Here is a 24,521-nt window from a genome sequence, read left to right on the forward strand (position 1 = left end):
CGCGGTGCCGCGCCTCGTCGCCATCGTGGTTGCGCACGACAGCGCCGAGGTGCTGCCCGCCTGCCTTGCCGCGCTCGCCGGGCAGCATGTGCCGGCGATCGTGGTCGACAATGCCAGCCGGGATGCCTCCGCTGCCGTCGCGGAGGAAGCCGGCGCGCAGGTGATTCGCAACGCCCGCAACGAGGGCTACGGCCGCGCCAACAACCGGGGCGTCCGGGCCGCCGTGACGGCGGAGCACATCCTGTTCGTCAACCCGGACGTGATCCTGCGTCCCGGCGCCGTCGATGCCCTGTTGGCGGCCGCCCGGGCCTGGCCGGATGCCGGCCTGCTGGCACCGCGGCTGGTCGAGCCCGACGGGCGCTTCTTCTTCCAGGCGCGCTCGCTGCTCGCGCCCTATCTGACCAATCCGGGCGGCCGGCGCGCGCTGCCGCAGGGCGATGCCTGCGCGCCGTTCCTGTCCGGGGCCTGTCTGCTGATGCCGCGCCGCCTCTTCCTGGACCTCGGCGGCTTCGACGAGCGCATCTTCCTGTTCTACGAGGACGACGACCTGTGCCGGCGCGTCGCCGAGGCCGGTCGCGCCCTCATCCACGTCCACGCTGCCGAGGCGCTGCACGGCCGCGGCCGTTCCTCGGCGCCCGAGCGGGGCCGCGTGTTCCGCACACGCTGGCATCAGGCTTGGTCGCGGGCCTATGTCAGCTGCAAATACGGCTTGCCCGATCCGAGCCTCGGGATCCTGCTGACCAACCTGCCGAAGGCGCTGCTCTCCGCCCTGATTCTGCGCCGGAGCGGGCTGGAGCGGTATGGCGGCTCGGCGGCGGGCGCCCTCGCCTTCCTGCGCGGCCGCACCGCCCTGGCACGCGAAGGCCTGTCCGGATGAGCGCGCGGACCATCGCCGAAGCGCTCGATGCCGGGCGCAATGGCTTCACCGGCCTGCGGCTGGCGCTGGCGGTCGCCGTGGTCGTGTCCCACGCCTTCAGCGTCGCGACCGGCGCCCCCGGGGACGAGCCCCTGACCCGTCTCACCGGCTACACGTTGGGCGAGCACGCGGTGAACGGCTTCTTCGCCGTATCGGGCTTCCTCGTGACCATGAGCTGCGACCGGCGCGGGATCCGGGACTATGCGCTGGCCCGAAGCTTACGGATCCTGCCCGGACTGGTCGCCGCGACTCTGATCGTGTCTCTGGGCCTCGGCGCGGCGATGACCCGCCTGCCCGTCTCCGAGTATCTTCGCGAGCCGAGCCTGTGGGCGTTCATCCGCGGGACGCTGACGACCTTCAAGAGCAATGCCGCCCTCCCCGGCGTGTTCGAGCACAACCCGTACCCGGCGCCGCTCGGCACGGTCTGGACGCTGAAATACGAGGTTCTGTGCTATCTCGGCGTTCTCGCCGCCGCCCTGTGCGGTCTGCTCCGGCGGCGTTGGTCGGCCCTGGTGATCGTCGCGGGGCTCGCACTGGCGCTGGCCATCGTGGGCGGCCTGCGGGGCTCCGACTTGCCCAAGGGCATCGAGACCGCCCTGCGCCTGCCCCTGATCTTCGCGGCTGGCGCGTGCCTCTATCTCTGGCGCGAGCGCCTGCGGATCTCCGGCGCCGCCCTCGCCTGCCTCGCCTTCGGGGCCTGCGTCCTCGCGCGGACGCCGGCCCATCCGGCCTTGCTGTTCCTGGCGGAAGCCTACGGCGTGGTCTGGCTGGCCCTCGGTCCCCTGGCGCGGGGCGTGTTCGATCCACCGGCGGACCTGTCCTACGGGGTCTATCTCTACGGCTGGCCGATCCAGCAGACCCTGTACGCGCTCTGGCCGGAGATCTCGGGACCCGCGCTGCTGGCCCCCGCCCTCGCGGCGACGCTGCCGGTGGCGGCGCTGTCCTGGTACGGGGTGGAGCGGCCGGCCCTGGCGCTCAAGGCGCGGGCGCTCGGGCGGCGACGCCTCGGCACGATCGAGCCGGCGGGGCCGTGAAGGATTTCGACAGGCTGCTCCCGCCTCCGGCAGCCTTGGCGGTAGCGGCAAGGCTGCTGGAGGCCCAGGGCTTCACGATCGTCGCCCGGAACGAGCGCGGCGACACCCTTTACCTCGCGCGTCCGGGCCATAACGCGACCCTCCGCCTATCCAACCATGCACGTCGGCCGCGGCAGCGGCGAAGCCATCCCGAGGTCGTCACGAGCCTCGTAGTCGCCACGCCGAAGCGGTTGGGCCAACTCGACGTGATGATCGCAGCGGCGCTGCGGGATTATGCGGCTCGCACAACTGAAGCTGCGGCGGGGGAGCTCCCGCCCGCTGAATAGGAAAATCCCGACAAAACCGCCTCGCGAGATAGGTTTTTTGTCCAAGCGGGGGTGGGGCGGATGTCGCGACTGACCAATGATCGTCACGCTCAGGAAGTCGCGGCCCTTCGCACCGCGCTCGCTGGCCTCGCCATCGGCGTCAAGCTAATACGGCTTGAGCACGTTTTGAGCCGCAAGTACCGACCTGACCAACCGCGCGCGCCGGCCGGCCAGTCCGATGGCGGTCGCTGGCTTCCGGAGGGCACCGGCGGCGGACTCAGGCTCAATCGCAAACTGAAGACGCTGTCCTCGAAGATGGATCGCGGGTTCTTTCGATCCGGATTCGGGCCAAACCGCATACGGACTGGGACGAGCAGCACACGGTCACCGGACAGGATGGGACACGAGCGGTCTTCGAGACCTCAGGTCTCACGCAGACGATCCGTGATGGTCACAGCAACGAGATCCTGGCTCGAAGTATCCTCACTTCGGATGGAGCGGAACCGGAAGCCTTCCTCCAACTGGCCCGGGGTCGGCCGCGCCCGTCAGACGAACTGGCACGGCGATTTGCGAGGACACTCGAGGCAGCCGGATCGCTCTTCTCGGCTCTGTCTGGGCGGAACACCACCGATCGAAGGGCTATCTTCGCTGCCCCCGCAAGCGAGTATATCCCCGGGGATGCTTATAACGATCGAGCCATGTGGGTTGGGGCAGTAGGGCAGACTGAGTTGGACCAGTTGTGCCCTCGTAACAGGGAGGTGCAGGCTATAGCGGACGCAGTCGCTGCTGGTGTCAAAGCGTCTGGTAATTACTTCGGTGGGCAGGATTTCGGCAACAAAGTGCATGCTGGCATTGCGGGCGTCATAAATGCCCGGAAAGACCAGAATTTCGTTGCTGAGACATCTTTCGATGCTACGACCGGCACGGATGCGAAATATGGCGCGCGAGGATCGATCCGGCTTGACGTGCTTGAGCGCTCGCAGCCATCAACTGTCTGTGTCTATGATCACAAGACCGGGAATGCGTACCTTAGAGGACCACGGTCAGTCGATATTGCCACCGTTGTGCAAAGACGATATCCAGGCGCCCTGCGTTATATTCCAATCCAGATCGAGCCCATGATATGACCGGCGCTCGTCAAGTTCGACCGATCTTCAAGGCTTTGAAAACCAAGCATCCGTATCTAGTTCAGATCGGGAGTCGTTTCGCAGTTAGAGATCCTATTCATCATATTGCGCTTGGCATATTTATCGAGCGGACTTCTGATCCAAATTGTTGCTCGCCGAGATTTTTTATGACGGCGCTATACTTTACGGGTTTGCCCGGGGCTATTCCTATTGGTACATACTTTGAATATTTGAGTAGATCCCCAACATCAGCGGAGAAGTTCTGGCTCTGGTCCGACCCCGCGATGGTACCGGAGGCCATCGCGGCCTTGGACTCAGTGGCGCTTCCGAAGCTGGCGCTCTATGGGACGCCAGAAAGCTACGCGACACTGCCGCCGCGGCCGCATTGGGTCCACGACGAGCCGCACGAGGACCGCATGATCGTCCATATCGCGGCCGGCAACCTCGAAGCCGCGCGAGCGATCTGGCACGAACGACAGTCGTGGCACGCAGGCAAGTCGTTCCCGCCCAGTTCGCGTGCCCATCGCTGGCAGACCCAGCTCGCCGCCGTGGCGGAGCCCCTCATGGCCGGCGACCGCCCGGCGCTGGCCAAGATCCTGCACGATTGGGAGACCGCCAACGTCCGCGGGACGGTGCTGGAGCCCTACTGGGAGCCCACCCCATTCCCTCTGGAGCGATGAGCCCGGCGGAGTTTCATTCTGTGTCCGCCGCATCACGCAGATAGGGCTCCACCGGGCCCTTCAGCTTCACCGTCATCGGGTTGCCGGCGCGGTCGAGGGTCTTGCCGGCCGAGAGGCGCACCCAGCCTTCGCTGACGCAGTACTCCTCGACATTGGTCTTCTCGACGCCCTTGAACCGGATGCCGATGCCACGCTCCAGCAGGGCCGCGTCGTAATACGGACTGTCCGGGTTGACCGAGAGACGGTCGGGCAGCGCGGGATCGGACATGAGCGGACTCCAGGTTCGGCGTGAGCGGCGAAGAGGATCGCGGATTACGCAATCCCCCGCCCCGCCGCAACGCTGCCGGCTTCCGCCCCGAGGGTTGCCAGGAGTGCGGCCACGTCGCCGCTCTGCAGCAGCGGCACCAGCCGCGTCACCGCCGCGTGCGGCAGGTCCCACCACGCCGCCGCCAGCAGGGCCTCCACGGTCGCCGCGTCGAACCGATGCCGCACCACCCGCGCCGGATTGCCCGCCACCACCGCGTAGGCAGGCACATCACGGGTCACCACGGTGCGGGCCGCCACCACGGCGCCGGGCCCGATGGTGACGCCTGACAGGATCATGCAGCCCGAGCCCAGCCAGACATCGTGGCCGATCACCACGTCGCCCCGGGAGGCGTGAAAATCCTCCGGCGCCCGCGCATCCGGGAACAGCCCGCGCATCGCGGCGAACGGATACGTGGACGCCCAGTCGAGCCGATGGTCGCCGCCGAGCAGGATCTCAACCTTGTCGGCAATGGAACAATAGCGGCCGATCGTCAGCCGCCGACCACTTTCCGGAAAGCGGACCTTTGGACGCCCATACGAGTAGGCGCCTATGGAGAAGCCGTAGGTCCTCGCCAGCTTGGCGAGGTGGAGCCGGGTCTCGTTGTGCGGGTTGCGCCCCCTGCGGAGCCGGTGCAACAGACCGGTCAAGACGCGAGCCCGCGCGATGCGCGACCGCGTCGTCCCGGGTGAAAAAGGTGAGCGGGAGCGTGGGCGATGGCCGATAACATGTCCGAGGACCTCAAGGCCGGGGCGCTCGTCTACCACCGCCTGCCCAAGCCCGGGAAGCTTGAGATCCAGGCGACGAAGCCACTGGGCAACCAGCGCGACCTCGCGCTGGCCTACTCGCCCGGCGTCGCGGCCGCCTGCATGGCGATCCACGACGACCCGCAGCAGGCCGCCGACCTCACGATCCGCCAGAACCTCGTGGCGGTGCTCACCAACGGCACGGCCGTGTTGGGTCTCGGCGACATCGGACCGCTGGCCTCCAAGCCCGTGATGGAGGGCAAGGCGGTCCTGTTCAAGAAATTCGCCGGCATCGACGTGTTCGACATCGAGGTCGACCAGAAGGACGTGTCCAAGCTCGTCGACGTGGTCTGCGCGCTCGAGCCGACCTTCGGCGGCATCAACCTGGAGGACATCAAGGCGCCGGAATGCTTCGAGGTCGAGGAGCAGTGCCGGGCCCGGATGAACATCCCGGTCTTCCACGACGACCAGCACGGCACCGCGATCATCGTGGCAGCGGCCGTCCTCAACGGGCTGGAACTCGCCGGCAAGACGCTGTCCGACGTCCGGATCGTCACGTCGGGGGCGGGCGCCGCGGCGCTCGCCTGCCTCAACCTGCTCGTGTCGCTCGGCGCGACCCGTGAGAACATCACGATTACCGACATCAAGGGCGTGGTCTACAAGGGCCGCCCGGAGTTGATGGACCGCTGGAAGGACGTCTTCGCGCAGGAGACCGAGAAGCGGACCCTGGCCGAGGTAATCCCGGGGGCGGATGTGTTCATCGGCCTATCGGCCGGCGGCGTCCTGAAGCCGGAATATCTCCGGGAGATGGCCGAGAAGCCGCTCATCATGGCGCTGGCCAACCCTTATCCCGAGATCATGCCGGAGCTCGCCGAGAAGGAGCGGCCGGACGCGATGATCTGCACCGGCCGGTCGGATTTCCCGAACCAGGTCAACAACGTCCTGTGCTTCCCCTACATCTTCCGCGGCGCGCTGGATGTCGGCGCCCACAAGATCAACGAGGAGATGAAGAAGGCGGCCGTGAAGGCGATCGCCGGCCTCGCGCACGAGACAACTTCCGACGTGGTCGCCCGGGCCTATGGCGGCGAGGCGCGGCCGTTCGGGCCGAAATCCCTGATCCCGAGCCCGTTCGACCCGCGTTTGATCCTGCGCATCGCCCCCGCGGTCGCCAAGGCGGCGATGGATTCGGGTGTGGCCGGCCGGCCGCTCGCGGATCTCGACGCCTATACCGACAGCCTCGATCGGTTCGTCCACCGGTCCGGCCTGATCATGAAGCCGCTGTTCTCCAAGGCGAAGGCCGAGCCCAAGCGGGTGATCTACGCCGAGGGCGAGGACGAGCGCGTGCTCCGCGCCGTTCAGGCGATCGTCGAGGACAAGGTCGCGTTCCCGATCCTGGTCGGCCGGCCGCGGGTGGTGGAGACCCGCCTGAAGCGGTTCGGCCTGTCGATCGAGCACGGCCGCGACTTCGAGCTGATCGACCCCGAGGACGATCCCCGCTACCGCGCCTACGTGCAGACTTACCTCGATGTCGCCGGCCGGCGCGGTATCACCCCGGACGCCGCCCGCACCCTGGTGCGCACCAACAACACGGTGATCGGCGCCATTGCGGTCCGCCGCGGTGAGGCGGACGCGTTGATCTGCGGTCTGGAGGGCCGGTTCGAGACGCGGTTGCGCATCATCCGCGACGTGATCGGGCTCGCGCCCGGCGTGAAGCAATGCGCCGCCATGAGCTTGGTGGTCACCCATACGGGCGCCTACTTCCTGGCCGATACCCATGTCCGCGCAGACCCGACCGCCGAGGAGATCGCCGACGTGGCGCAGGCCTGCGCCAACCACGTGAGCCGGTTCGGGCTGACGCCGAAGATCGCGCTGCTCAGCCACTCGGATTTCGGCCAGTCGGACTCGGCCTCCGCCATGAAGATGCGTGACGCCCTCGCGCTCTTGCAGACGCGCGATCCGGACCTGATCGTCGATGGTGAGATGCAGGCGGATTCGGCGCTCTCCGAGATGGTCCGGGACCGGGTGCTGCCGGGCTCGCGCCTGAAGGGTGCGGCGAATGTCCTGATCTTCCCGAACCTCGATGCGGCCAACATCGCGTTCCAGTTCGCGAAAGTGATGGCGGACGCCCTGCCGGTCGGCCCCCTGCTGATCGGACCGGCCAAGCCCGCCCACATCCTCACGCCCTCGGTGACCGCCCGCGGCATCGTCAACGTCACGGCCGCCGCGGTGGTCGAGGCGCAATCGGACGAGGCGCCGCCCAAGCCCGAGGAGGCCGGGGTCGGGATGATCTCCGAGTAAGCACCCCTCGCGACGGCCGCGAGCGTGGCCGTCGAATTGCTTGACCGCTTCCGGGGAAACGACACCACCGGAAGCGGACATCATGTGCCTGGGCGACGACCCGAACTGCCACGCCTTCGAGGAACATCGGCGTCGGTTCAAACGCGACCTGGAGCCGGAGCGGCGCGCCTTCCTGAAGAGCGGCTTTGCGGCGACGGGCGCTGCGGCTGCGGCCTTCGCGGCCGGAGGCCCCTCGCTGGTGAGCCCGGCTCTGGCGCAGGCCTCGGGCGCCAAGTTCGCCGCGACTGGCCATTACCATCTGCCCGCCAACGCCGAGACGGTGCATTGGGGCTTCTTCAGCCGCAGCCTCAAGCCGCAGGTCGAGATCGGCTCAGGTGACTTCGTCACGATCGAGACGCTCACCCATCAGGCGAGCGACGATGCCGAACGGATGATCCAGGGTGATCCGGGCGCCGAGAGCGTCTACCTCTGGACCAAGGACAAGATGGCGGTTTCGCCCCGCGGCGCGGGCGCGATGGACGCCAAGATCGGCCCCGGCGGCGGTCTCGGCGTGCATATCTGCACCGGCCCGGTGGCGATCCGTGGCGCGGAGCCCGGCGATGTGCTGGAGGTCCGCATCCTCGATGTGGCGCCTCGCCCCAGCGCCAACCCGAAATACAAGGGGCTCGCCTTCGGCAGCAACGCGGCCGCGTGGTGGGGCTTCCACTACAAGGATCTGATCACCGGCGACAAACCCCGGGAAGTGGTAACCATCTACGAGGTGGATGCCACCGGGGCGCGCGACTGGGCGCGGGCGGTCTACAGCTTCCGCTGGCCCGGCGTCACCGACCCGTTCGGGGTCGCGCACCCGACCATCGACTATCCCGGCTTGCCGGTCGACCATGCCAAGACGCAGAAGACCTTCGACGTGCTGAAGGGGATCCGCGTGCCGATCCGCCCGCATTTCGGCACGCTGGGCGTGGCGCCTGCCGAGGCCGACCGGGTCAACACGATCCCGCCGAGCTATACCGGCGGCAACATCGACAATTGGCGGATCGGCAAGGGCGCAACCCTCTACTTCCCCGTCGCCGTGCCGGGGGCGCTGTTCTCGGTGGGCGATCCCCATGCCAGCCAGGGCGATTCCGAATTGTGCGGGACCGCGATCGAGTGCTCGCTCACCGGCACCTTCCAGTTCATCCTGCACAAGAAGGCGGACCTGCCGGGCTCGCCGCTGGAAGCCCTCGACTTCCCGATGATCGAGACGAAGGACGACTGGGTCCTGTCCGGATTCAGCTACCCGAACTATCTGCGCGACCTCGGTCCGGATGCCCAGGCGGCGATTTTCGAGAAGTCGTCGATCGACCTCGCCATGCGCGACGCGTTCCGCAAGATGCGCCAGTTCCTAATGCACGCGAAGGGGCTGACCGAGGACGAGGCGATCTCGCTGATGTCGGTGGCAGTCGATTTCGGGATCACGCAGGTCGTGGACGGCAATTGGGGCGTCCACGCGGTGGTCAAGAAGGCGATCTTCCCCGATCGGCTCGCCTGAGCTCCACCCCTCAGGCGGCGCGCTCCGTCGCGGCCGGGCGCATGAGGCCGGCGACGACCGCGTAGGCCGCGCCCCAGGCGTCCCGGACCTCTGCGGTGAAGTCCGCGCCGAGCCCCTGCTCCAGCGTCCAGAGCAGGGCAGCGCCGACCGGTCCGTAATGGTCGGCCTTCGCGCCGTAGCCCGCGTGCCGTGCGCCGAGCTCGCCGACGGCCGCGGCGAGCGCCTCCGGCTTGTCGAGGTTGGCCACCGCCAGGGCGAGCATCGCCATCAGCTTCTTCTTCTGCTCGGCCATATCGCTCGGGAAGAGCGTGCGCACCTGCGGGGCGGTCTCGAACAGGCGGCCGTAGAACAGGTCGGCTGCCGTGTCGGCGATCGGCCGGACCTCGGCGAAGCTGTCTTGCACCAGCATCACCTGCCGGGCCGACAGCGCGTAGCTGCCGCGCACGTTGGTCAGGAAGCGGCCGATCTCGCCGGCGAGCCGTTCGGCCTGTCCCGACAGTTCTGCTGTGGCCTTGAACACCTCGACCGCTGCCGTCCCGGTCTTCTCGGCGGCGCCGGCGACGCCGAGGATGTTGCCGGTCACCTCACTGGTGCCCTGGGCCGCCTGACCCACGTTGCGCACGATCTCCTGGGTCGCTGCGCCCTGCTCCTCCACCGCGGCTGCGATCGAGGCCGCCACGCCGTCGACCTCCCGAATGCGCGCCGTGATCGTCCGGACCGCACCGACCGCTTGATTCGTCACGTCCTGCACCTGGGCGATCTGGCTCGCGATCTCCTCCGTGGCCTTGGCGGTCTGCTCGGCGAGCGCCTTCACTTCCGCGGCGACGACCGCGAAGCCGCGGCCCGCCTCGCCGGCGCGCGCCGCCTCGATCGTGGCGTTAAGCGCCAGCAGGTTGGTCTGGCCCGCGATCGACGAGATTAGACCGACTACGTCGCCGATCTTGGCCACGGCAGCGCTCAGCGTTCGGACCAGTGCCCCGGTCTTATCCGCCTCGGCCGCGGCCGCCTTGGCGATTTCGGCCGAGCCCTGGACTTGCCGCCCAATCTCCCGCACCGACGAGCCCAGCTCTTCGGCTGCGGCTGCCACCGTGTTGACGTTCGTGGACGCCTCCTCGGCGGCAGCCGCCACGCGTGTGGATTGCGCCGCCGTCTCCTCGGCCGTCTCGGTCATGCGGCCCGCGATGTCGCGCAGCCCGGCGGCGGCCACCGAGACCTGCTGGACGATGCCGCCGACTGCGGATTCGAACCCATCGGCCATCTGGCGCATTCCGGTGCGGCGCTGCTCCTCGGCGACGCGGCGCGCCTCGTCCGCCTCGGATTCGATCTGCCGGGTGCGGATCAGGTTCTCCTTGAACACCTGCACGGCCCGCACGACCGGACCGAACTCGTTCCGATACCCATCGACCGGAATCAGGACCGCGATATCCCCCTCGGCGAGCGCCTGCATCGTCGCCGAGATCCGCAGGAGGGGGCGCAGGACGCCGCCGATGAGCACCACGAAACCAAAGCCGGCCAGCAGGATCGCGCTCAGCATAGCGGCGGCGTTGCGGATGAGGCTGGCCCTCGCTTCGCCAGCCAGGGTCTCGGCGCGCGTGACCAGATCGTCGAGGGCCGCGCGGGCGAGGTCGGCGATCGCCGTCACTTCGACGGTGTTGCGCTGCCGTAGGTCCTGCAAGGTGATGCCCGGCATCCGTTGCTGACTGAGGGCCTCGAACAGGGACCGGGACGCGGCCGGCTCGCCATCCCCGTAGGCCGTTCGGACCCGCTCGAATGCGGCCCGGACGGTCTCGGCCGCGCCGGACGCCGCTTCGCGGGTCTTTGCCCAGGCGACCTGCACCCGGGCACGTTCCTCCGCGGCGGCCACGGTGTCGGTCAGGGACCAGGGTGTCCCGGCCGCCACCGAAGTTTGCATCCGGAACGCGAGATCGCCGCTGGCCAAGCGCATCGCCCAGGCGGCACCCTTGAGCGCGAGGTCCTGCTGCAGGGTCGGATCGGTGCGCACGAATTCCGCATCGACGGCGTTCGTCGCCTCCGTCAGCGCGTCCAGCAGCGCCGCGACTGCCGTCTTGATGTCGGATCGCAGCGCCATGTCGCGCTGCCCCTTGGGCAGCTTGAGGGACGCATCCACCCGCGGCCAGAGCGCGGCGACGGCCTGATGCTGCGTTTCGATCCGGCTGAGCAGCGCGGCGAACCCGGCCATGTCTGCGTGACCTTGCAGGTCGTGCAGGCGCCGCACGTCCTCGATCACGGCCCGGCGATTGGCCGCAACGAACGACAGGGTGTCGCCGCCCGCCGGTTCCTCGGCATTCAGTGCGACCGCCAAGCCGCGTCCGAGGCGGACGGTTTGCAGCGTCTGGAGCAGGCGGCGGCTCGCATGCGCCAGGGTGACGGCCCTCTCCGCCCTGAACATCTGACCGCGCGCATCGATCAGGCTGCTCGCGGTGTAGCTCAGCAGCATGAGGGCCGTAGTGCCCAGAAGCAGGCCCAGCATCACGCCTATCGAGAAACGACCCAACCAGCGCATCATTTTTTCCGTCAAACAGTGCAAGTCTCTGTGGCACTGTAAGACCAAAAATCCTCACTACGAAAGATCGGTATGTGTTTGTATAATGATCTTGTAATATATATTTTAGGGTAGAGGAATCGACGCGACTTGGCGGCAATGCAAAATTATGTTCGTCGAGCGATGTGAGGACACAATAGGTCCTAATTATTCGGGGTTGTTCTAATTTGATCACAGCATTGCGAAATGAGCGTGATCGGTCGCGGTGCGCCGCCATGGTCCGCGATCATTCTCGGGGGCGTCAGATCCGAAAGCAGACCGGCGGTGTTCGGGATCGAGTCCTACCGACCGATCGAGACATAGCATCGACCGCAGCTCCGGGCAGATTTCCAGAGGTTGGCCACTTGGTCCAAGACAGAGAGCTGCAATTGCGGTCGTCGGGCGATCCCACCCACATCACCCGCGTCATGAAGTGATCGTGTCAGCGGGCCTCGAAGGAAGGCGCCTTCGAGGTCTCCGCTACCCTCCGGCACTTCAGGATCGGGGAATAGCAGAGCTTCTCGGTCTTGCGTCGTGTAGCGCGGGCCCAGGCCGACGTTTCGTCCGCGTAGGCGCCAGGTCGGCCGCAGAATTCGTTGCGAAGCCGGCAGAGCAGCTTTGCGAAACCTGCTTGACCGTCCACGAGCTGGGCGGCCTGACGGTGTCATCGCACGGCATGCGCGGGCCGGGACCCCAGCATCCCTCGGCCCTCGCGCCGAGCGGGAGGGTGCGGTGACGCTCCGTTCAAACGGCGCCGCTACCCGATCTCGACCCGTCCTTCGAGGCCGGTGACGCGCCCGAGGCCGCGGACACGGTTCAGCAGGCGGTCGCCGTTCAGGGCTGCCCAGTCCCGCGGCAGGCGCAGGATGGCCCGCCCGTCCTCGACGGTCAGCGGCGCCTGGCCGAGGGCTCCGTCCATTCCGGCGGAGATCGGGAACGCGACCCGCAACAACGCCCCGAGCAGGCGGGCCCGCTCGAACAGGCGTGGCCCGGCCACGGCGCGCAGGATCGGATTGGCCTTCTCCGGCGCGAGCCCGGTGTGCCGGAGCGAGACCGCCAGCGCGAGATAGGCCCGGCCCGGGTGGTCGACGCCCACAAAGGCGGCGTTCTGGATCGCCGCGATGCTCTGCTGGTCGCGGTAATCGGGATGGGCGCGCCAGCCGACATCCGAGAGCAGGCAGGCTGCGTGCCTCAGGCGGCGCTCGTCCGCGGTCTCGGGGCCGCCGAGGGTCGCCACGAACCGGTCGGTCCAGGCGATCAGCTCCTCGCCGTGCTGGGGCGCGCGGGAGCGCAGGGTGTTGAACTCCGCCGCCGAGGCCAGGAGCGGATCGATCAGCCGGGCGTCGCGGTCGAGCTGTTCGAACAGCAGGCCCTCGCGGACGCCGGAAGCCGAGATCGCGACCTCCCGTGGGCGGCCGACCCGGATGATCTCCTCCAGCACCACCGCGCCGTAGGCGAGGAGCGGGCGCCGCGCCTCGGAGATCGCGTCGACATCCTGCAGCAGGGCGACGTCGGTCTGCTCGACGAGCTGCAGGAAGGTCAATTCGTCGGTCGGCTCCACGGTGTAGCCGTGCATCACGTGGACCGGGTAGCCGCGGGCGGCCATGTGCAGCCGTGCCAGCGCCCGCCACGTGCCGCCGACCGCGTAGAAGGTCCGACCGCGCAGGGTTTCGAGCTGCGGCACCGCCTTCCGCATGTGCTCGCGCGCGATCTTGGCGGCCTTCTTCACCGAGCCGCCGGAGAGATCCTGGAGGGCGAGGCCGCCGAGCGGCATGGTCACCCCCTGCCCGACCACGGTGCCGCGGACATCCACGAGTTCGAGCGAGCCGCCGCCCATATCGCCCACCACCCCGTCGGGGGCGTGGAAGCCGGAGATGACGCCCATCGCAGAGAGTTCCGCCTCGCGCCGGCCGGACAGGAGCTGGATCTCCTGGCCGCAGGCCGTCTCAGCGGCGCGCAGGAAATCCGGGCCGTTCTCCGCGTCGCGGGCCGCCGCGGTCGCCAGCACGAAGACCCGCGACACCCGCATGGTCTCGCACAGCACCCGGAACCGGGCCAGCGCGGCGAGCGCCCGGGCGACCGCTTCGTCATTCAGCCGGCCCGTGGTCAGGACGTTGCGCCCGAGGCCGCACAGGACCTTCTCGTTGTAGAGCGGAGTCGGCGCCCGGGTCAGGCCGTCATAGGCAACGAGCCGGACCGAGTTCGACCCAATGTCGATGATGGCCACCGGGGCATGCGCGTCGACCACGGACCGCTCCGTCGTATGCGCGAGGATGAGATTGGCGCGAGAGCTGCCCAAACGTCCATGTCCTTGAGTGAGCGCGGCGGGCTCGCTGGACGCACCGCCGGTGCGATCCGGGGCCGTGGCCGGTCGCGCTGCGACCGATGTCGGCTCCGGACCCATGATGTCACGGCCCGGTGGCCGGTCGGGAAACCATGTCGGCGGCGGGGAAACCACATGGCCTTGCGTCGACGGGCGGGTACGTCCTTTGCGCAAATCTTCGATCGTCCGCAAGTTCCTCACGCAGAAGCGCAGGGCGTCCGTGCGAAACCTGTCGAGCTTCCGGCGCATGCGGCGGACGTCTAGGCGCGCTGCGCCCGCCGGCTCAACGCACGGGGGCTCGACTTCTTCGACGCCTTGCCGCGTCCCGAGAGACTCGGATTCGTCATGAAGTACTTATGGGCGTTGAAGGGTTCCTCGCCATCCGCCGGCTGGATCCGCTCGCACCCGCCGGAGGCGAGCAGCCGCCAGCTCTGACGGTTGTCCAAGAGGTTCGCCAGCATGATCTGGTCAAGGACCTGCTGATGCACCGTCGGATTCATGATCGGCAGCAGCGCCTCGACGCGCCGGTCGAGGTTCCGGCTCATCAGGTCGGCCGACGAGATGTAGACCGTCGCCTTCGGATGCGGCAGCCCGACGCCGTTGCCGAAGGCGTAGATGCGCCCGTGCTCCAGGAAGCGCCCGACGATCGACTTCACCCGGATCGTCTCCGACAGGCCCGGGATGCCGGGCCGCAGGCAGCAGATGCCGCGCACCACGCAGTCGATCTGCACGCCCGCCTCCGAGGCGTCGTAGAGCGCGTCGATGATCTGGGCATCGACCAGGGAGTTGCACTTGATCCAGATCGCCGCCGGGCGGCCGGCCTTCGCGTGGGCGACCTCGGCCTCGATGTGCTCCAGAAGCTTGTTCTTCGCCGTTAGCGGCGAGACCGCCATGCGCTCCAGCTCGGCGGGCTCCGCGTAGCCGGTGATGAAGTTGAAGATCCGCGACACGTCCCGGGCGATCGCCGGATCCGCCGTGAAGAACGACAGGTCCGTGTAGATGCGCGCCGTGATCGGGTGATAGTTGCCGGTGCCGACATGGCAGTAGGTGACGAGCTTGTCGCCCTCGCGCCGGACCACCAGCGACAGCTTGGCGTGGGTCTTCAGCTCGACGAAGCCGAACACCACCTGCGCGCCTGCCTTTTCAAGATTGCGCGCCCAGCGGATATTCGCCTCCTCGTCGAAGCGGGCCTTCAGCTCGACCAGCGCGGTCACCGACTTGCCGAGCTCGGCCGCCTCGGCCAGCGCCGCCACGATCGGCGAGTTCGACGAGGTGCGGTACAGCGTCTGCTTGATCGCCACCACGTTCGGGTCGCGGGCCGCCTGGGCCAGGAACTGCACCACCGAATCGAAGGACTCGTAGGGGTGGTGGACGATGAAATCCTTCTGTCGGATCGCCGCGAACACGTCGCCGCCGCTCTCGCGGATGCGCTCCGGGAAGCGCGGGTTGTAGGGCTTGAACTTCAGGTCCGGCCGGTCGATCCCGACTACTTGGCTGAGTTCGTTGAGGGCCAGCATGCCCTCGACGAGGAACACCGCATAGGGGGCGATCTCGAGTTCGTCCACCACGAAGCCGCGCAGATCCTCCGCCATCCCGGCCTCGACTTCGAGGCGGATGACCACGCCGCGGCGGCGCTGTTTCAACGCGGTCTCGAAGTGGAGAACGAGATCCTCCGCCTCCTCCTCGATCTCGAGATCGGAATCGCGCACCACCCGGAAGGCGCCGCAGCTCTTCACGAGGTAGCCGGGGAACAGGCGGCCGGTGAACATCCCGATCACCTGCTCGATCGGGATCAGGCGTGCCGTGGTCTCGCTGTCGCTCACCGGCAGACGCACGAATCGGTCGATGACGCCCGGCAGGCGGATCAGGGCGCGCAGGGTCCGCCCGTCCTTCGGCCGCACCAGCGTCAGCGCGATCGTGGTGCCGAGATTCGGGATGAACGGGAACGGGTGAGCCGGGTCGATCGCCAGCGGCGTCAGCACCGGGAAGACGTGGGTCAGGAAATAATCTTCAAGCCACTTCGTCTGCTCGGCGGTCAGCGCGGCAGGCTCCACGATGTCGATGTCCGAGGCGTGGAGCTCTTCGCGCAGCTCGCGCCAGCGCGCCTGCTGGTCCGCGCCCAGCCGCGCGGTTTCCGTGCCGATCCGCACCAGCTGCTCGGAGGGCGACAGGCCGTCCTGGGACGGGACCGTGAGGCCGGCGCGTACCTGATCGATCAGGCCCGCCACGCGGACCATGAAGAACTCGTCGAGGTTGTTCGCCGAGATCGACAGGAAGCGCAGGCGCTCCAGCAACGGATGATTGGGGTTCGAGGCCTCTTCCAGCACGCGACGATTGAATTGCAGCCAGGACAATTCACGGTTCACGAACCGCTCCGGCGAATGCCGCAGCCCGCGCCCGGCTTCGAGCACCGACTCGCGCGCCGCGTCCGCCTGGGGCTCCTCGGGCTGAGCGACGACGGCCGGCCATTCGTCGGTCGTATCCGCGATCGCGGCGGCCGAGGCCGTCGGAGCATTGACCGCCGGCGAAGTGTTCTGCGGCCCGGCTGCCGGCCGCGGCGCGGCGGTTGCGGCTTGGGTTGCAGTCGTTGTCCGGGGCCGTGTCGTGGCCGGCTTCGGTTGCGCGGCGGTTTTAGGCTGCGCGACGGGCTTGGCTTGCGCGGTCGGTTCGGGCTGCGCGGCCGGTGCAGAGGCGACAGCCGGCGCGGCGGTGGCGCCTGCCGGCGTTCGCCGGACGGCCGGGGCGCGACGGGTGGTCGGATGGGACGCGGAATGCCGACGGGGTTCCGCGGCCTCGTCGGCGGCTTCGCGTTCCGTGGGCTTCTGCGTCGAATCCATTCCTGTTCCCTGTCCCTCATCACGGCTTTGCGCGGCGGCGCGCGTTCTACAACGTCCACCCCGAGCCTTCACGACAGTTTCGTGACGAACCCGGGATTCCAAGATCAGCCGTCCGGATCGGACTCATCGTCGAAGCCCATCCGCCGCAGAACGGCGAGGGCGAGCGGGCGGCTGATCCGCCGCTGGCGGCCCAAGGCATCCCGGTCGAGTTCGGCGACGACATCACGGGCACGCCCGAGGGACCGGTCGATCCTCAGGGCCAGCGAATCGATAACGCTCAGATCGACCACGAGTTGGCGATCGACGAACAGTTTCACCAGCACGGCCCGCAGCAGGGCGTCGTCCGGCTCCCGAATCGCGATCCCCGGCGCGAGGCGCAGGCGCGAGCGCAGGTCGGGCGTAGCGAGATTGAGCGCATCGATCCCGGTGCCGCTGGTCAGCAGCAGCGGGCATCCGCGTTCACGGGCGCGGTTCAGGAGGTGGAACAGCGCCGCCTCGTCCCGGTCCGGCGCCCGGTCGACATCCTCGATCACGAGCGCCCCGTTGGACACGAGGTGCTGGACCGCATCCGCATTGATGTCGGCGGCCTGAACGGTCCAGGCGTGGGCGCGCTCGGCCCAGATTGCCGCCAGGTGGCTCTTACCGCTGCCGGATGGGCCGGTCAGCACCAGCACGCTGTCGGGCCAGTCGGGCCAGGCCTCGATCAGTGCGTAGGCGGCCTCGTTGGCCGGACCCACGAGGAAATCCTCGCGGCCGTAGCGCGGATCGAGCGGCAGGTCGAAGGCGAGCTGCCGCGGTGGTACGTTCTCAGGCATGCCCACTCAGGATCACCCCGCACCCGCGCAGGTCAAGGGCCGTTCGTCCAAGCGGAGCGATGGTCGGGCGGCCAGGCGCCGACTCGCGCAACGCGCGGTTAGCCGCTAGAGCGGGCCGATCAATCACCGAGGTGGCGCGGGCATGACGGCCAGGGACGGCAAAGAGCCGACGACGGGGCTGACCTATGCGGCGGCGGGCGTCGATATCGACGCCGGCAACGCCATGGTCGAGACGATCAAGCCGATGGTGCGCTCGACCCGGCGCCCAGGGGCCGATGCCGAGATCGGCGGCTTCGGCGGCCTGTTCGATCTGAAGGCCGCGGGTTTCCGCGATCCGATCCTGGTGGCGGCCAACGATGGCGTCGGCACCAAGGTCAAGATCGCGATCGAGACCGGGCGGCACGCCACGATCGGCATCGACCTCGTGGCGATGTGTGTCAACGACATCATCGTCCAGGGCGCGGAGCCGCTGTTCTTCCTCGACTATTACGCCACCGGTAAACTGGTGCCGGGCGTCGGCGCCGACATCGTGCGCGGTATCGCCGAGGGGTGCCGTCAGGCCGGGTGCGCGTTGATCGGCGGCGAGACCGCGGAGATGCCGGGCCTCTATGACGGTTCGGATTACGACCTCGCGGGGTTCTCGGTCGGCGCCGCCGAGCGGGGCAGCCTGCTTCCGCGTCCGGGCATCCGCCCCGGCGACGTGGTGCTCGGCCTGCCCTCCTCCGGGGTGCATTCCAATGGCTTCTCGCTGGTCCGCCGGATCGTCGCCAAGACCGGTCTCCGCTGGGACGCGCCGGCGCCCTTCGCGCCGGACCAGAGCCTCGGGGAGGCGCTGCTGACGCCGACCCGGATCTACGTGAAGCCCCTGCTGGCGGCGCTCGGCGCCACCGACGGCATCCGGGCGCTCGCGCACATCACCGGCGGCGGCTTCCCCGACAACCTGCCCCGGGTCCTGCCGGACGATGTCGGCATCAGCGTCGACCTCGACGCCGTGACCCCGCCGCCGGTGTTCGGCTGGCTCGCCCGGGAGGGCGGCGTCGCCGAAGCCGAGATGCTGCGCACGTTCAATTGCGGGATCGGCATGGTGGTGATCGCCGCTGCCGACGCAGTGGATGATGTCGACGAGGCCCTGACCCGGGCCGGCGAGACTCCGGTGCGCCTCGGCCGCATCACGCCGCGGGGACCCGAGGCCGTGACCTTCAGCGGGCGCCTCGCCCTCTGATGGCGGCCACGGGGAAGATGCGGGTCGCGGTCCTGATCTCGGGGCGCGGCTCGAACATGGTGGCGCTGCTCGAAGCGGCGCGGGACCCGGCCTATCCGGCCGAGATCGTCCTGGTCCTGTCGAACCGGCCCGATGCGGCGGGCCTCGCCCGGGCCGCCGAGGCCGGCATCCCGACGCGGATCATCGACCACACGGCCTTTCCGGATCGCGCCAGCTTCGATGCCGTGCTCGACGCCGAACTCCGGGCCGCGTCCGTCGAGCTGGTCTGCCTCGCGGGCTTCATGCGGATCCTGACGCCGGGCTTCGTGGCCAGCTGGGCGGGGCGGATGATCAACATCCATCCGTCGCTGCTGCCCCTGTTCAAGGGCACGCACACACACCGTCAGGCGCTCGATGCGGGCGTGCGCCTGCACGGCTGCACCGTCCATTTCGTGGTGCCGGAACTCGATGCCGGTCCGATCCTGGCCCAGGCCGCGATCCCGGTCCGACAGGACGACGATCCCGACAGCCTCGCCGGCCGCGTGATCGTGCAGGAGCGGCGGCTTTATCCGGCGGTGCTCGCCCTGGTGGCGGGCGGGCGGGCCCACTTGGAGGAGGATCGCGTGATCATCGCCGAGGAGGCCCCGGAGGGCGTCCTGTTCAGCGTCTAACGGGGGATCCCGAAGGGACAAGTCCCTTCGGCGAAGTCCGGGGCAGCGCCCCGGTGATCGTCAGACCGGGCGCTGCAGCTTGCAGCTGTCCAGCGCCGAGAGCGCCTTGGCGCGCGCAGTGTCGTTGAAATAGCCGGTCGCCCGGTAGGCTTCGATCTCGGACGCGTCGAGGCTGCGCAGGGTCTGCCGGGCGTAGCAGCCGCAGGGACGCTCCAACGATGCCTCGGGAGCACTGGTCAGGCGAGCCTGGACGATCGTGCAGGCGTGGCGCACGCGCCCTTCGAGGTTCGCCTTGGTGGCGGTCTTGAGCGCGGGATCCGGCTCGTATTGCTGGAACGGGGCCGAGGATCCGCCCGCGAGGGCGGCGGTCGCGCCGAGGGCGATGAGACCGGTCGCGATCAGCAGGGGCAGGCGGCGCATCGTCATGGTGGTCAAAGTCCAGGGCTGAGGGTGATGAAGCTCGGCCGTTGGACGCCTCCACGCTCCCGTCCGTCAATGGCGGGCCGGACACACAGGGCGGCATTCACCACACCCCGAAGCGCGCGGGGGAACGATGGCGGCCCGGTGTGCCCGGCCCGCCACCGCCTTGAGGGTCAGCCGACGATGTCGGAATCCTGGAAGAACTGCGCGATCTCGAGCTTGGCGTTCTCGGCGCTGTCCGAACCGTGGACGGTGTTCTCGCCGACCGACTCCGCGAACTTCTTGCGGATCGTGCCATCGGCGGCCTGGGCCGGGTTCGTCGCGCCCATGACCTCACGGTACTTCGCCACGGCGTTCTCGCCTTCCAGAACCTGGACCACCACCGGGCCGGAGGTCATGAAGCTGACGAGCTCCCCGAAGAACGGGCGCTCCTTGTGCACCTCGTAGAACTTCTCGGCCTGGGCCTGGGTCATGCGGATGCGGCGCTGGCCGACGATGCGCAGGCCGGACTCCTCGATCACCGCGTTGACGGCGCCCGTGAGGTTCCGCCGCGTGGCGTCGGGCTTGAGGATCGAGAAGGTGCGCTCGGTGGCCATGATGCGTCCGGTCCGTCTGTGGAAAAGGCGTACGGCGCGTCGGGATGCCGGCCGCGCCGCGGGAGCGAAAATTTCGCTTCGGCGCCGGGCTTATAGCGGTGGCAGTACGGGGTCTCAAGCGGCGCCGGGCGATCCGGTAACGCCAGCGTGGCCGTGGCTCCGCCGCAACACCGCCGAAAATTCGCCTGATTGCGACGGCTCACTCCCGCTCCATCGACTTCGTCCTTCCCCCGGGCGCCCGCGACGCCCCCTTCACGGAGACGAACCATGCGCATCCCTCTCAGCGCCGCCCTGCTCCTCACCGGCCTCTCGGCCGCCACCGCAGACACAGGCAAGGATCCCTCCGGCACGTGGCTGACCGGCGATGGCCGCGCCAAGATCCGGATCGACCGGTGCGGCCCGGGCCAGAAGCTGGTCTGCGGCAAGGTCGTGTGGCTCAAGCTGCCGACCACCGAGTCCGGTACGCCGCGCACCGACCTCAAGAACCCCGATCCGAAGAAGCGCAGCCGCCCGGTCATGGGCCTGCAACTGATCGACGGGTTGAAGCCAGACGAGGAGAAATTCTCCGGCGAGATCTACAATATCGAGGAGGGCAAGATCTACACGGTCAGCCTCGAGCGGGAGAGCGAGGCCGAGCTCAGCGTCTCGGGCTGCATGCTCAAGATCCTGTGCGGCTCCCAGACCTGGACGCGGGTGCCGGACGTCAACCAGCAGGCCGCCAACAAGAACTGACGGCTCGACCGGTTCGTCAAATTGCCGCGAGGCCGCGCTGGACCGCCGGCCTCGCCAGCACGCTCTCCAGCCAGCGCGCTACGTTCGGCAGGGTTTCGATCGCGACACCCTGCTTGAAATTGAGCTTGGCCCAGGTGAACGTCGCGATGTCGGCGATCGAGTAATCGTCGGCCAGATAGGCCCGACCCTCGAGGCGGCGCTCCAGCACGCCGTACAGGCGCTTCGCCTCGGCGGTGAAGCGTTCGATCGCGTATGGCACCTTCTCGGGCGCGTAGATCTTGAAGTGATGGGTCTGGCCGAGCATCGGCCCGAAGCCTGCGACCTGCCAGAACAGCCATTCGTCCACGAGCACGCGGGCGCGCTCGTCCGTGGGATAGAGCTGACCGGTCTTGCGCCCGAGATACTGCAGAATGGCGCCCGATTCGAACACCGAGATCGGTGTGCCGCCCGGTCCGTCAGGATCGACGATCGCCGGGATCTTGTTGTTGGGCGAGAGCGCCAGGAAGTCCGGGGCGAACTGTTCGTTCTTGGCGATGTCGACCGGGACGATCCTGTAGGGGAGCCCGCACTCCTCCAGCATGATCGGAATCTTCCAACCGTTCGGCGTGCTCCAGGTATGGACGTCGATCGGCCGCCCGGAAACCGCTGCCATGCTCTGCCTGCTCCTCGACCGTATCGCCGCGGCGCGGCGCCCCCCTGCCGGGTTCGGACAATCCCGGCAATGAAGACGATTTCCCCGCCGCGCTCAAGGTCTCAACGGCAGGAGCCGCTGGCGGTTCAAGATCGCGCGCTGTGATGCACTGCCTGTTGGCAGCGTCCGGTTGACCCTTGCCGACCCAGCGTGGGCGCAGCGAGATAGGCAACCGGGGCGTCGCGATGGCGCCGTGGGGGACCAGTCGATGATCAGGCGATTCGTAACGATCGTGGGGCTCGCCGTGCCGCTGCTCGCCGGGCAGCCGGTGCTGGCGAAGGATTCATCCGCAAAACCTCCGGCCGCCGCCGAGGCGCCGGCCACCGCGCCGGGCGCCCCGGCCGCAAAGGAGCTGACGCCCGGCCAGACCGCCGCGCGCACCCGCCAGAAGACCTGTGGCTCAGAGTGGCGCGCGCTCACCGACGCGCAGAAGGCCGCGCAGGGTCCGAAGTGGCCGCAGTACTGGAGCAAGTGCAACAAGCGCCTGAAGGGCGGCGACAAGGCCTGAGGCGCGCGAACCGCGACGCGTCTCATTCGTTCCTAACGCCGGAGCTGCGGACCACCGGGGTACCAATCGTGACGCACGAAGGCCTGCCCCGGCGGATGCCACGCACTGTTTCCGGCGAAGCGGAGGCCGGATCGGTGCGCGCGGCTCTGTCGAATCGAAACCGTGGGGCTGTGCCGGGCTGCGCCCGGCATGGCTGAATCGTCGGCCACCGGTGCGGGTCCGGCCTCGCTGAGTGATCGGGTGATCGCGTTTCTCGACGCCTGGGTGCCCAAGCCCGCGGCCTGGGCCTTCGCGTTGCGCATCTGGATCGCCATGATGCTGGCGCTGGCGGCGGCCTTCTGGCTCCAGCTCGACAGCGCCTCCTCGGCCGCCACCTGCGTGGCGATCCTCGCCCAGCCGAAGCGCGGGCAGGCCATCTCCAAGGCCGTTTACCGCCTTCTAGGCACGCTGATCGGTGCCGTGGTGTCGATCGTCGTCGTCGCGCTGTTCGGGCAGGACCGGGTCCTGCTGTTTACCAGCGTCACGGTCTGGCTCGGCCTGTGCGTGTTCGTGGCGCAGTACCTCCAGGACACCCGCGCCTATGGGGCGATGCTGTCGGGCTACACGGTCGCGATCATTGCGCTGGGACAGATCGACGATCCTCAGGGGACTTTCGATGCCGCAGTCTCGCGCGTCGCCGTGATCGTCCTCGGTATCGTTGCGATCACCTTCATCAACGACGCCCTCGCCTCCCCGAGCACATGGCGGGCCCTGCTGCCGCAGCTCCGCAAGGCCTGGGACGGGACGCGCGCCTACGCCCGGGAATCCCTGGCCGATGGCGATCTCGGTGCCGCGCGCACCGCCGCGCTGATCCGTACGATCGCGCCGATGCGCGCCGATGCCAGCGCCATCGCGGGGGAACTCGACGACGGCCCCTTCCGCGCCGCCGGCGCGCGCAGCTGCATCGCCGCGCTGTACGTGATGGCGGCCTCGATTCGAACCGTGGCGGCGGCCGCCGCGAATCTGCGGAACCCGAGCCCGGCGGTGGCCGAGGCGCTGGATATCTGCCGCCGGGTCGCCGATGCGCCCGATCCCGCCAGCCTCGACCGGGATGACGAGCGCCTGCGCGACCTCGTGGATGAGGCCGTCCGGGACGGTCAAAGACCCCTCGACGAGGTGGTGGTGCTTCAGCGCGCCCTGGATTTCGTCTGCGCGGCGACCTTCGCGCAGGACGGCCTAGGGGCCGTGGCGGATGGCCATGAGCCTCTGCGCGATGCCAGCCTGCCGACGCACCGGGATTTTCCCGTCGCCCTGCGCGGCGCCTTCCGGGTCGCCTTGGGCTTCGCGGCCACCGCCGCAACCTTCGTGGCGCTCGGCCTGCCGCAGGCCTCTTTCGCGCTCGTGCAAGTGGCGGCGACCGCGTCCCTGTCCTCTGTGACGCCGGACCCGAAAAAGTTCGCCACCGGCGTCGTGATCGGGATGGTTCTCGCGGCGACCTTCGCGGGCATCGCGCGCTTCGTCTTCCTCAACGGCGTCCAGGGTTTCCCGATGCTCGCCATGGTGATGGCGCCGGTGATCTTCCTCGGCTGCTTCCTGTCGCTGAACCCGAAGACCTTCGGCATCGGCTTTATCGTGATCGTGTTCTTCCCGGTCCTGCTCGGACCCGCAAACCCGCAGACCTATGACGCGGAGACCTTCCTGTTGAACGCGTTCCTGGTCGTGGTCGCCGCAACCATCCTGTCGATCGTCGTTCGCCTCCTCATTCCGGTGACGCCGGCGCAGAAGCGCGTCTTCGCGCTCGACTCCGCCCACCGCGCGCTGGCGAACGCCCTCCTCGGTGAGGGCGGCGATGCCACGACGCGGACCAGCCTGAACGCCGACCGCCTGTTCCAGTTCGCCGGCTACAGCTCGGGGAGCGGCGCCGTGCGGCAGGCGAGCCTTTCACACGCCTTCGCCCTGGCCCGGCTGGAGGCGGCGGCCGCCCGTGGCCATGCCGAGCTGCGCCGGCTCTGGCCGACAACGCCTATGCGCGACGCGATCCTGCGCGCCCGGGACGGGCTGGCCACCGCGGACGACCGCGCGTTGGAAGCCTCCGCTGGCGATCTGATCCGCGCGGCCTCGCGGCAGGATCGGCGCGTGCGTCTCACGACGGCGCGGGCCGCCAGCGATCTTCTCACCGCCGCGCGAACCATCGCCCGACACCGCAAGTTCCTTCGGCGCCTCGGCGTCGGAGCCGTGTCGCTCCTCAAGCGGCCAGATTGATCGCGC

Annotated in this window: 20 protein-coding genes; 11 read left to right on the forward strand and 9 right to left on the reverse strand. The window is 68.6% G+C overall.

What is annotated here, in order from left to right:
- Nucleotides 1-4 precede the first annotated feature (4 nt).
- From MKK84_RS32100 to MKK84_RS32115, 4 genes are all read left to right on the forward strand, one after another.
- Complete coding sequence (locus tag MKK84_RS32100; RefSeq protein WP_243926567.1) at nucleotides 5-877, forward strand: glycosyltransferase family 2 protein; 873 nt, start codon at nucleotides 5-7, stop codon at nucleotides 875-877.
- A complete protein-coding gene (locus MKK84_RS32105) occupies nucleotides 874-1,950 on the forward strand; it encodes an acyltransferase family protein (RefSeq protein ID WP_243926569.1) in 1,077 nt (358 codons plus the stop codon). The genes MKK84_RS32100 and MKK84_RS32105 overlap by 4 nt, the downstream gene beginning before the upstream one ends.
- The gene (locus MKK84_RS32110; RefSeq protein WP_243926571.1) at nucleotides 1,947-2,276 is read left to right on the forward strand and encodes a hypothetical protein; all 330 of its coding nucleotides are present in this window, start codon (nucleotides 1,947-1,949) and stop codon (nucleotides 2,274-2,276) included. Before MKK84_RS32105 ends, MKK84_RS32110 begins: the two co-directional genes overlap by 4 nt.
- A 1,390-nt stretch (nucleotides 2,277-3,666) precedes the next feature.
- On the forward strand, nucleotides 3,667-4,062 hold the full coding sequence (locus tag MKK84_RS32115) for a hypothetical protein (RefSeq protein WP_243926573.1): 396 nt from the start codon (nucleotides 3,667-3,669) through the stop codon (nucleotides 4,060-4,062).
- Between the two features lie 13 nt (nucleotides 4,063-4,075).
- Here the strand turns inward: MKK84_RS32115 and MKK84_RS32120 are convergent, their stop codons facing one another.
- Entirely contained in the window at nucleotides 4,076-4,330 is a 255-nt protein-coding gene (locus tag MKK84_RS32120) for a DUF3297 family protein (RefSeq protein WP_243926575.1), read from the reverse strand.
- 44 nt (nucleotides 4,331-4,374) lie between these two features.
- Entirely contained in the window at nucleotides 4,375-5,004 is a 630-nt protein-coding gene (locus MKK84_RS32125) for a CatB-related O-acetyltransferase (RefSeq protein WP_279599842.1), read from the reverse strand.
- A 78-nt stretch (nucleotides 5,005-5,082) separates the two neighbouring features.
- On the opposite strand from MKK84_RS32125, the gene MKK84_RS32130 reads away from it, so the two are divergent.
- Both MKK84_RS32130 and MKK84_RS32135 read left to right on the forward strand, forming a co-directional pair.
- Complete coding sequence (locus MKK84_RS32130; protein WP_276592331.1) at nucleotides 5,083-7,410, forward strand: NADP-dependent malic enzyme; 2,328 nt, start codon at nucleotides 5,083-5,085, stop codon at nucleotides 7,408-7,410.
- Between the two features lie 82 nt (nucleotides 7,411-7,492).
- Entirely contained in the window at nucleotides 7,493-8,938 is a 1,446-nt protein-coding gene (locus MKK84_RS32135) for an acetamidase/formamidase family protein (protein WP_243926577.1), read from the forward strand.
- 10 nt (nucleotides 8,939-8,948) lie between these two features.
- On the opposite strand, the gene MKK84_RS32140 is transcribed toward MKK84_RS32135, so the two are convergent.
- The 4 genes from MKK84_RS32140 to MKK84_RS32155 form a co-directional block, all read right to left on the reverse strand.
- The gene (locus MKK84_RS32140) at nucleotides 8,949-11,429 is read right to left on the reverse strand and encodes a methyl-accepting chemotaxis protein (RefSeq protein WP_243926579.1); all 2,481 of its coding nucleotides are present in this window, start codon (nucleotides 11,427-11,429) and stop codon (nucleotides 8,949-8,951) included.
- 808 nt (nucleotides 11,430-12,237) lie between these two features.
- Nucleotides 12,238-13,779: an exopolyphosphatase gene (ppx, locus tag MKK84_RS32145; protein WP_243926581.1), complete on the reverse strand. Its 1,542-nt coding sequence runs from the start codon at nucleotides 13,777-13,779 to the stop codon at nucleotides 12,238-12,240.
- A gap of 284 nt (nucleotides 13,780-14,063) precedes the next feature.
- On the reverse strand, nucleotides 14,064-16,640 hold the full coding sequence (locus tag MKK84_RS32150; protein ID WP_243926582.1) for an RNA degradosome polyphosphate kinase: 2,577 nt from the start codon (nucleotides 16,638-16,640) through the stop codon (nucleotides 14,064-14,066).
- A 104-nt stretch (nucleotides 16,641-16,744) separates the two neighbouring features.
- The gene (locus MKK84_RS32155) at nucleotides 16,745-17,455 is read right to left on the reverse strand and encodes a hypothetical protein (protein ID WP_243926584.1); all 711 of its coding nucleotides are present in this window, start codon (nucleotides 17,453-17,455) and stop codon (nucleotides 16,745-16,747) included.
- 142 nt (nucleotides 17,456-17,597) lie between these two features.
- Here MKK84_RS32155 and purM point away from each other — a divergent pair, with 142 nt between their 5' ends.
- Entirely contained in the window at nucleotides 17,598-18,677 is a 1,080-nt protein-coding gene (gene purM, locus MKK84_RS32160; protein ID WP_243926586.1) for a phosphoribosylformylglycinamidine cyclo-ligase, read from the forward strand.
- A complete protein-coding gene (purN, locus tag MKK84_RS32165) occupies nucleotides 18,677-19,327 on the forward strand; it encodes a phosphoribosylglycinamide formyltransferase (protein ID WP_243926588.1) in 651 nt (216 codons plus the stop codon). Before purM ends, purN begins: the two co-directional genes overlap by 1 nt.
- Nucleotides 19,328-19,387: 60 nt before the next feature.
- Here purN and MKK84_RS32170 read toward each other — a convergent pair whose 3' ends face one another.
- Together MKK84_RS32170 and ndk are read right to left on the reverse strand one after the other, a co-directional pair.
- A complete protein-coding gene (locus tag MKK84_RS32170; RefSeq protein WP_243926590.1) occupies nucleotides 19,388-19,753 on the reverse strand; it encodes a hypothetical protein in 366 nt (121 codons plus the stop codon).
- Nucleotides 19,754-19,920: 167 nt separating this feature from the next.
- Nucleotides 19,921-20,343 (reverse strand): nucleoside-diphosphate kinase, encoded by a 423-nt coding sequence (ndk, locus tag MKK84_RS32175; RefSeq protein ID WP_243926592.1) that lies wholly within the window; start codon nucleotides 20,341-20,343, stop codon nucleotides 19,921-19,923.
- Between the two features lie 267 nt (nucleotides 20,344-20,610).
- Here ndk and MKK84_RS32180 point away from each other — a divergent pair, with 267 nt between their 5' ends.
- The gene (locus MKK84_RS32180; RefSeq protein ID WP_243926594.1) at nucleotides 20,611-21,075 is read left to right on the forward strand and encodes a DUF2147 domain-containing protein; all 465 of its coding nucleotides are present in this window, start codon (nucleotides 20,611-20,613) and stop codon (nucleotides 21,073-21,075) included.
- 16 nt (nucleotides 21,076-21,091) lie between these two features.
- Here the strand turns inward: MKK84_RS32180 and MKK84_RS32185 are convergent, their stop codons facing one another.
- On the reverse strand, nucleotides 21,092-21,727 hold the full coding sequence (locus tag MKK84_RS32185) for a glutathione S-transferase N-terminal domain-containing protein (protein WP_243926596.1): 636 nt from the start codon (nucleotides 21,725-21,727) through the stop codon (nucleotides 21,092-21,094).
- A gap of 247 nt (nucleotides 21,728-21,974) precedes the next feature.
- Here MKK84_RS32185 and MKK84_RS32190 point away from each other — a divergent pair, with 247 nt between their 5' ends.
- On the forward strand, nucleotides 21,975-22,274 hold the full coding sequence (locus tag MKK84_RS32190) for a hypothetical protein (protein WP_243926598.1): 300 nt from the start codon (nucleotides 21,975-21,977) through the stop codon (nucleotides 22,272-22,274).
- Between the two features lie 189 nt (nucleotides 22,275-22,463).
- On the forward strand, nucleotides 22,464-24,515 hold the full coding sequence (locus MKK84_RS32195) for an FUSC family protein (protein ID WP_243926600.1): 2,052 nt from the start codon (nucleotides 22,464-22,466) through the stop codon (nucleotides 24,513-24,515).
- Nucleotides 24,516-24,521 lie beyond the last annotated feature (6 nt).

The sequence above is a fragment of the Methylobacterium sp. E-065 genome, from assembly GCF_022829605.1.
Taxonomy (GTDB): Bacteria; Pseudomonadota; Alphaproteobacteria; order Rhizobiales; family Beijerinckiaceae; genus Methylobacterium.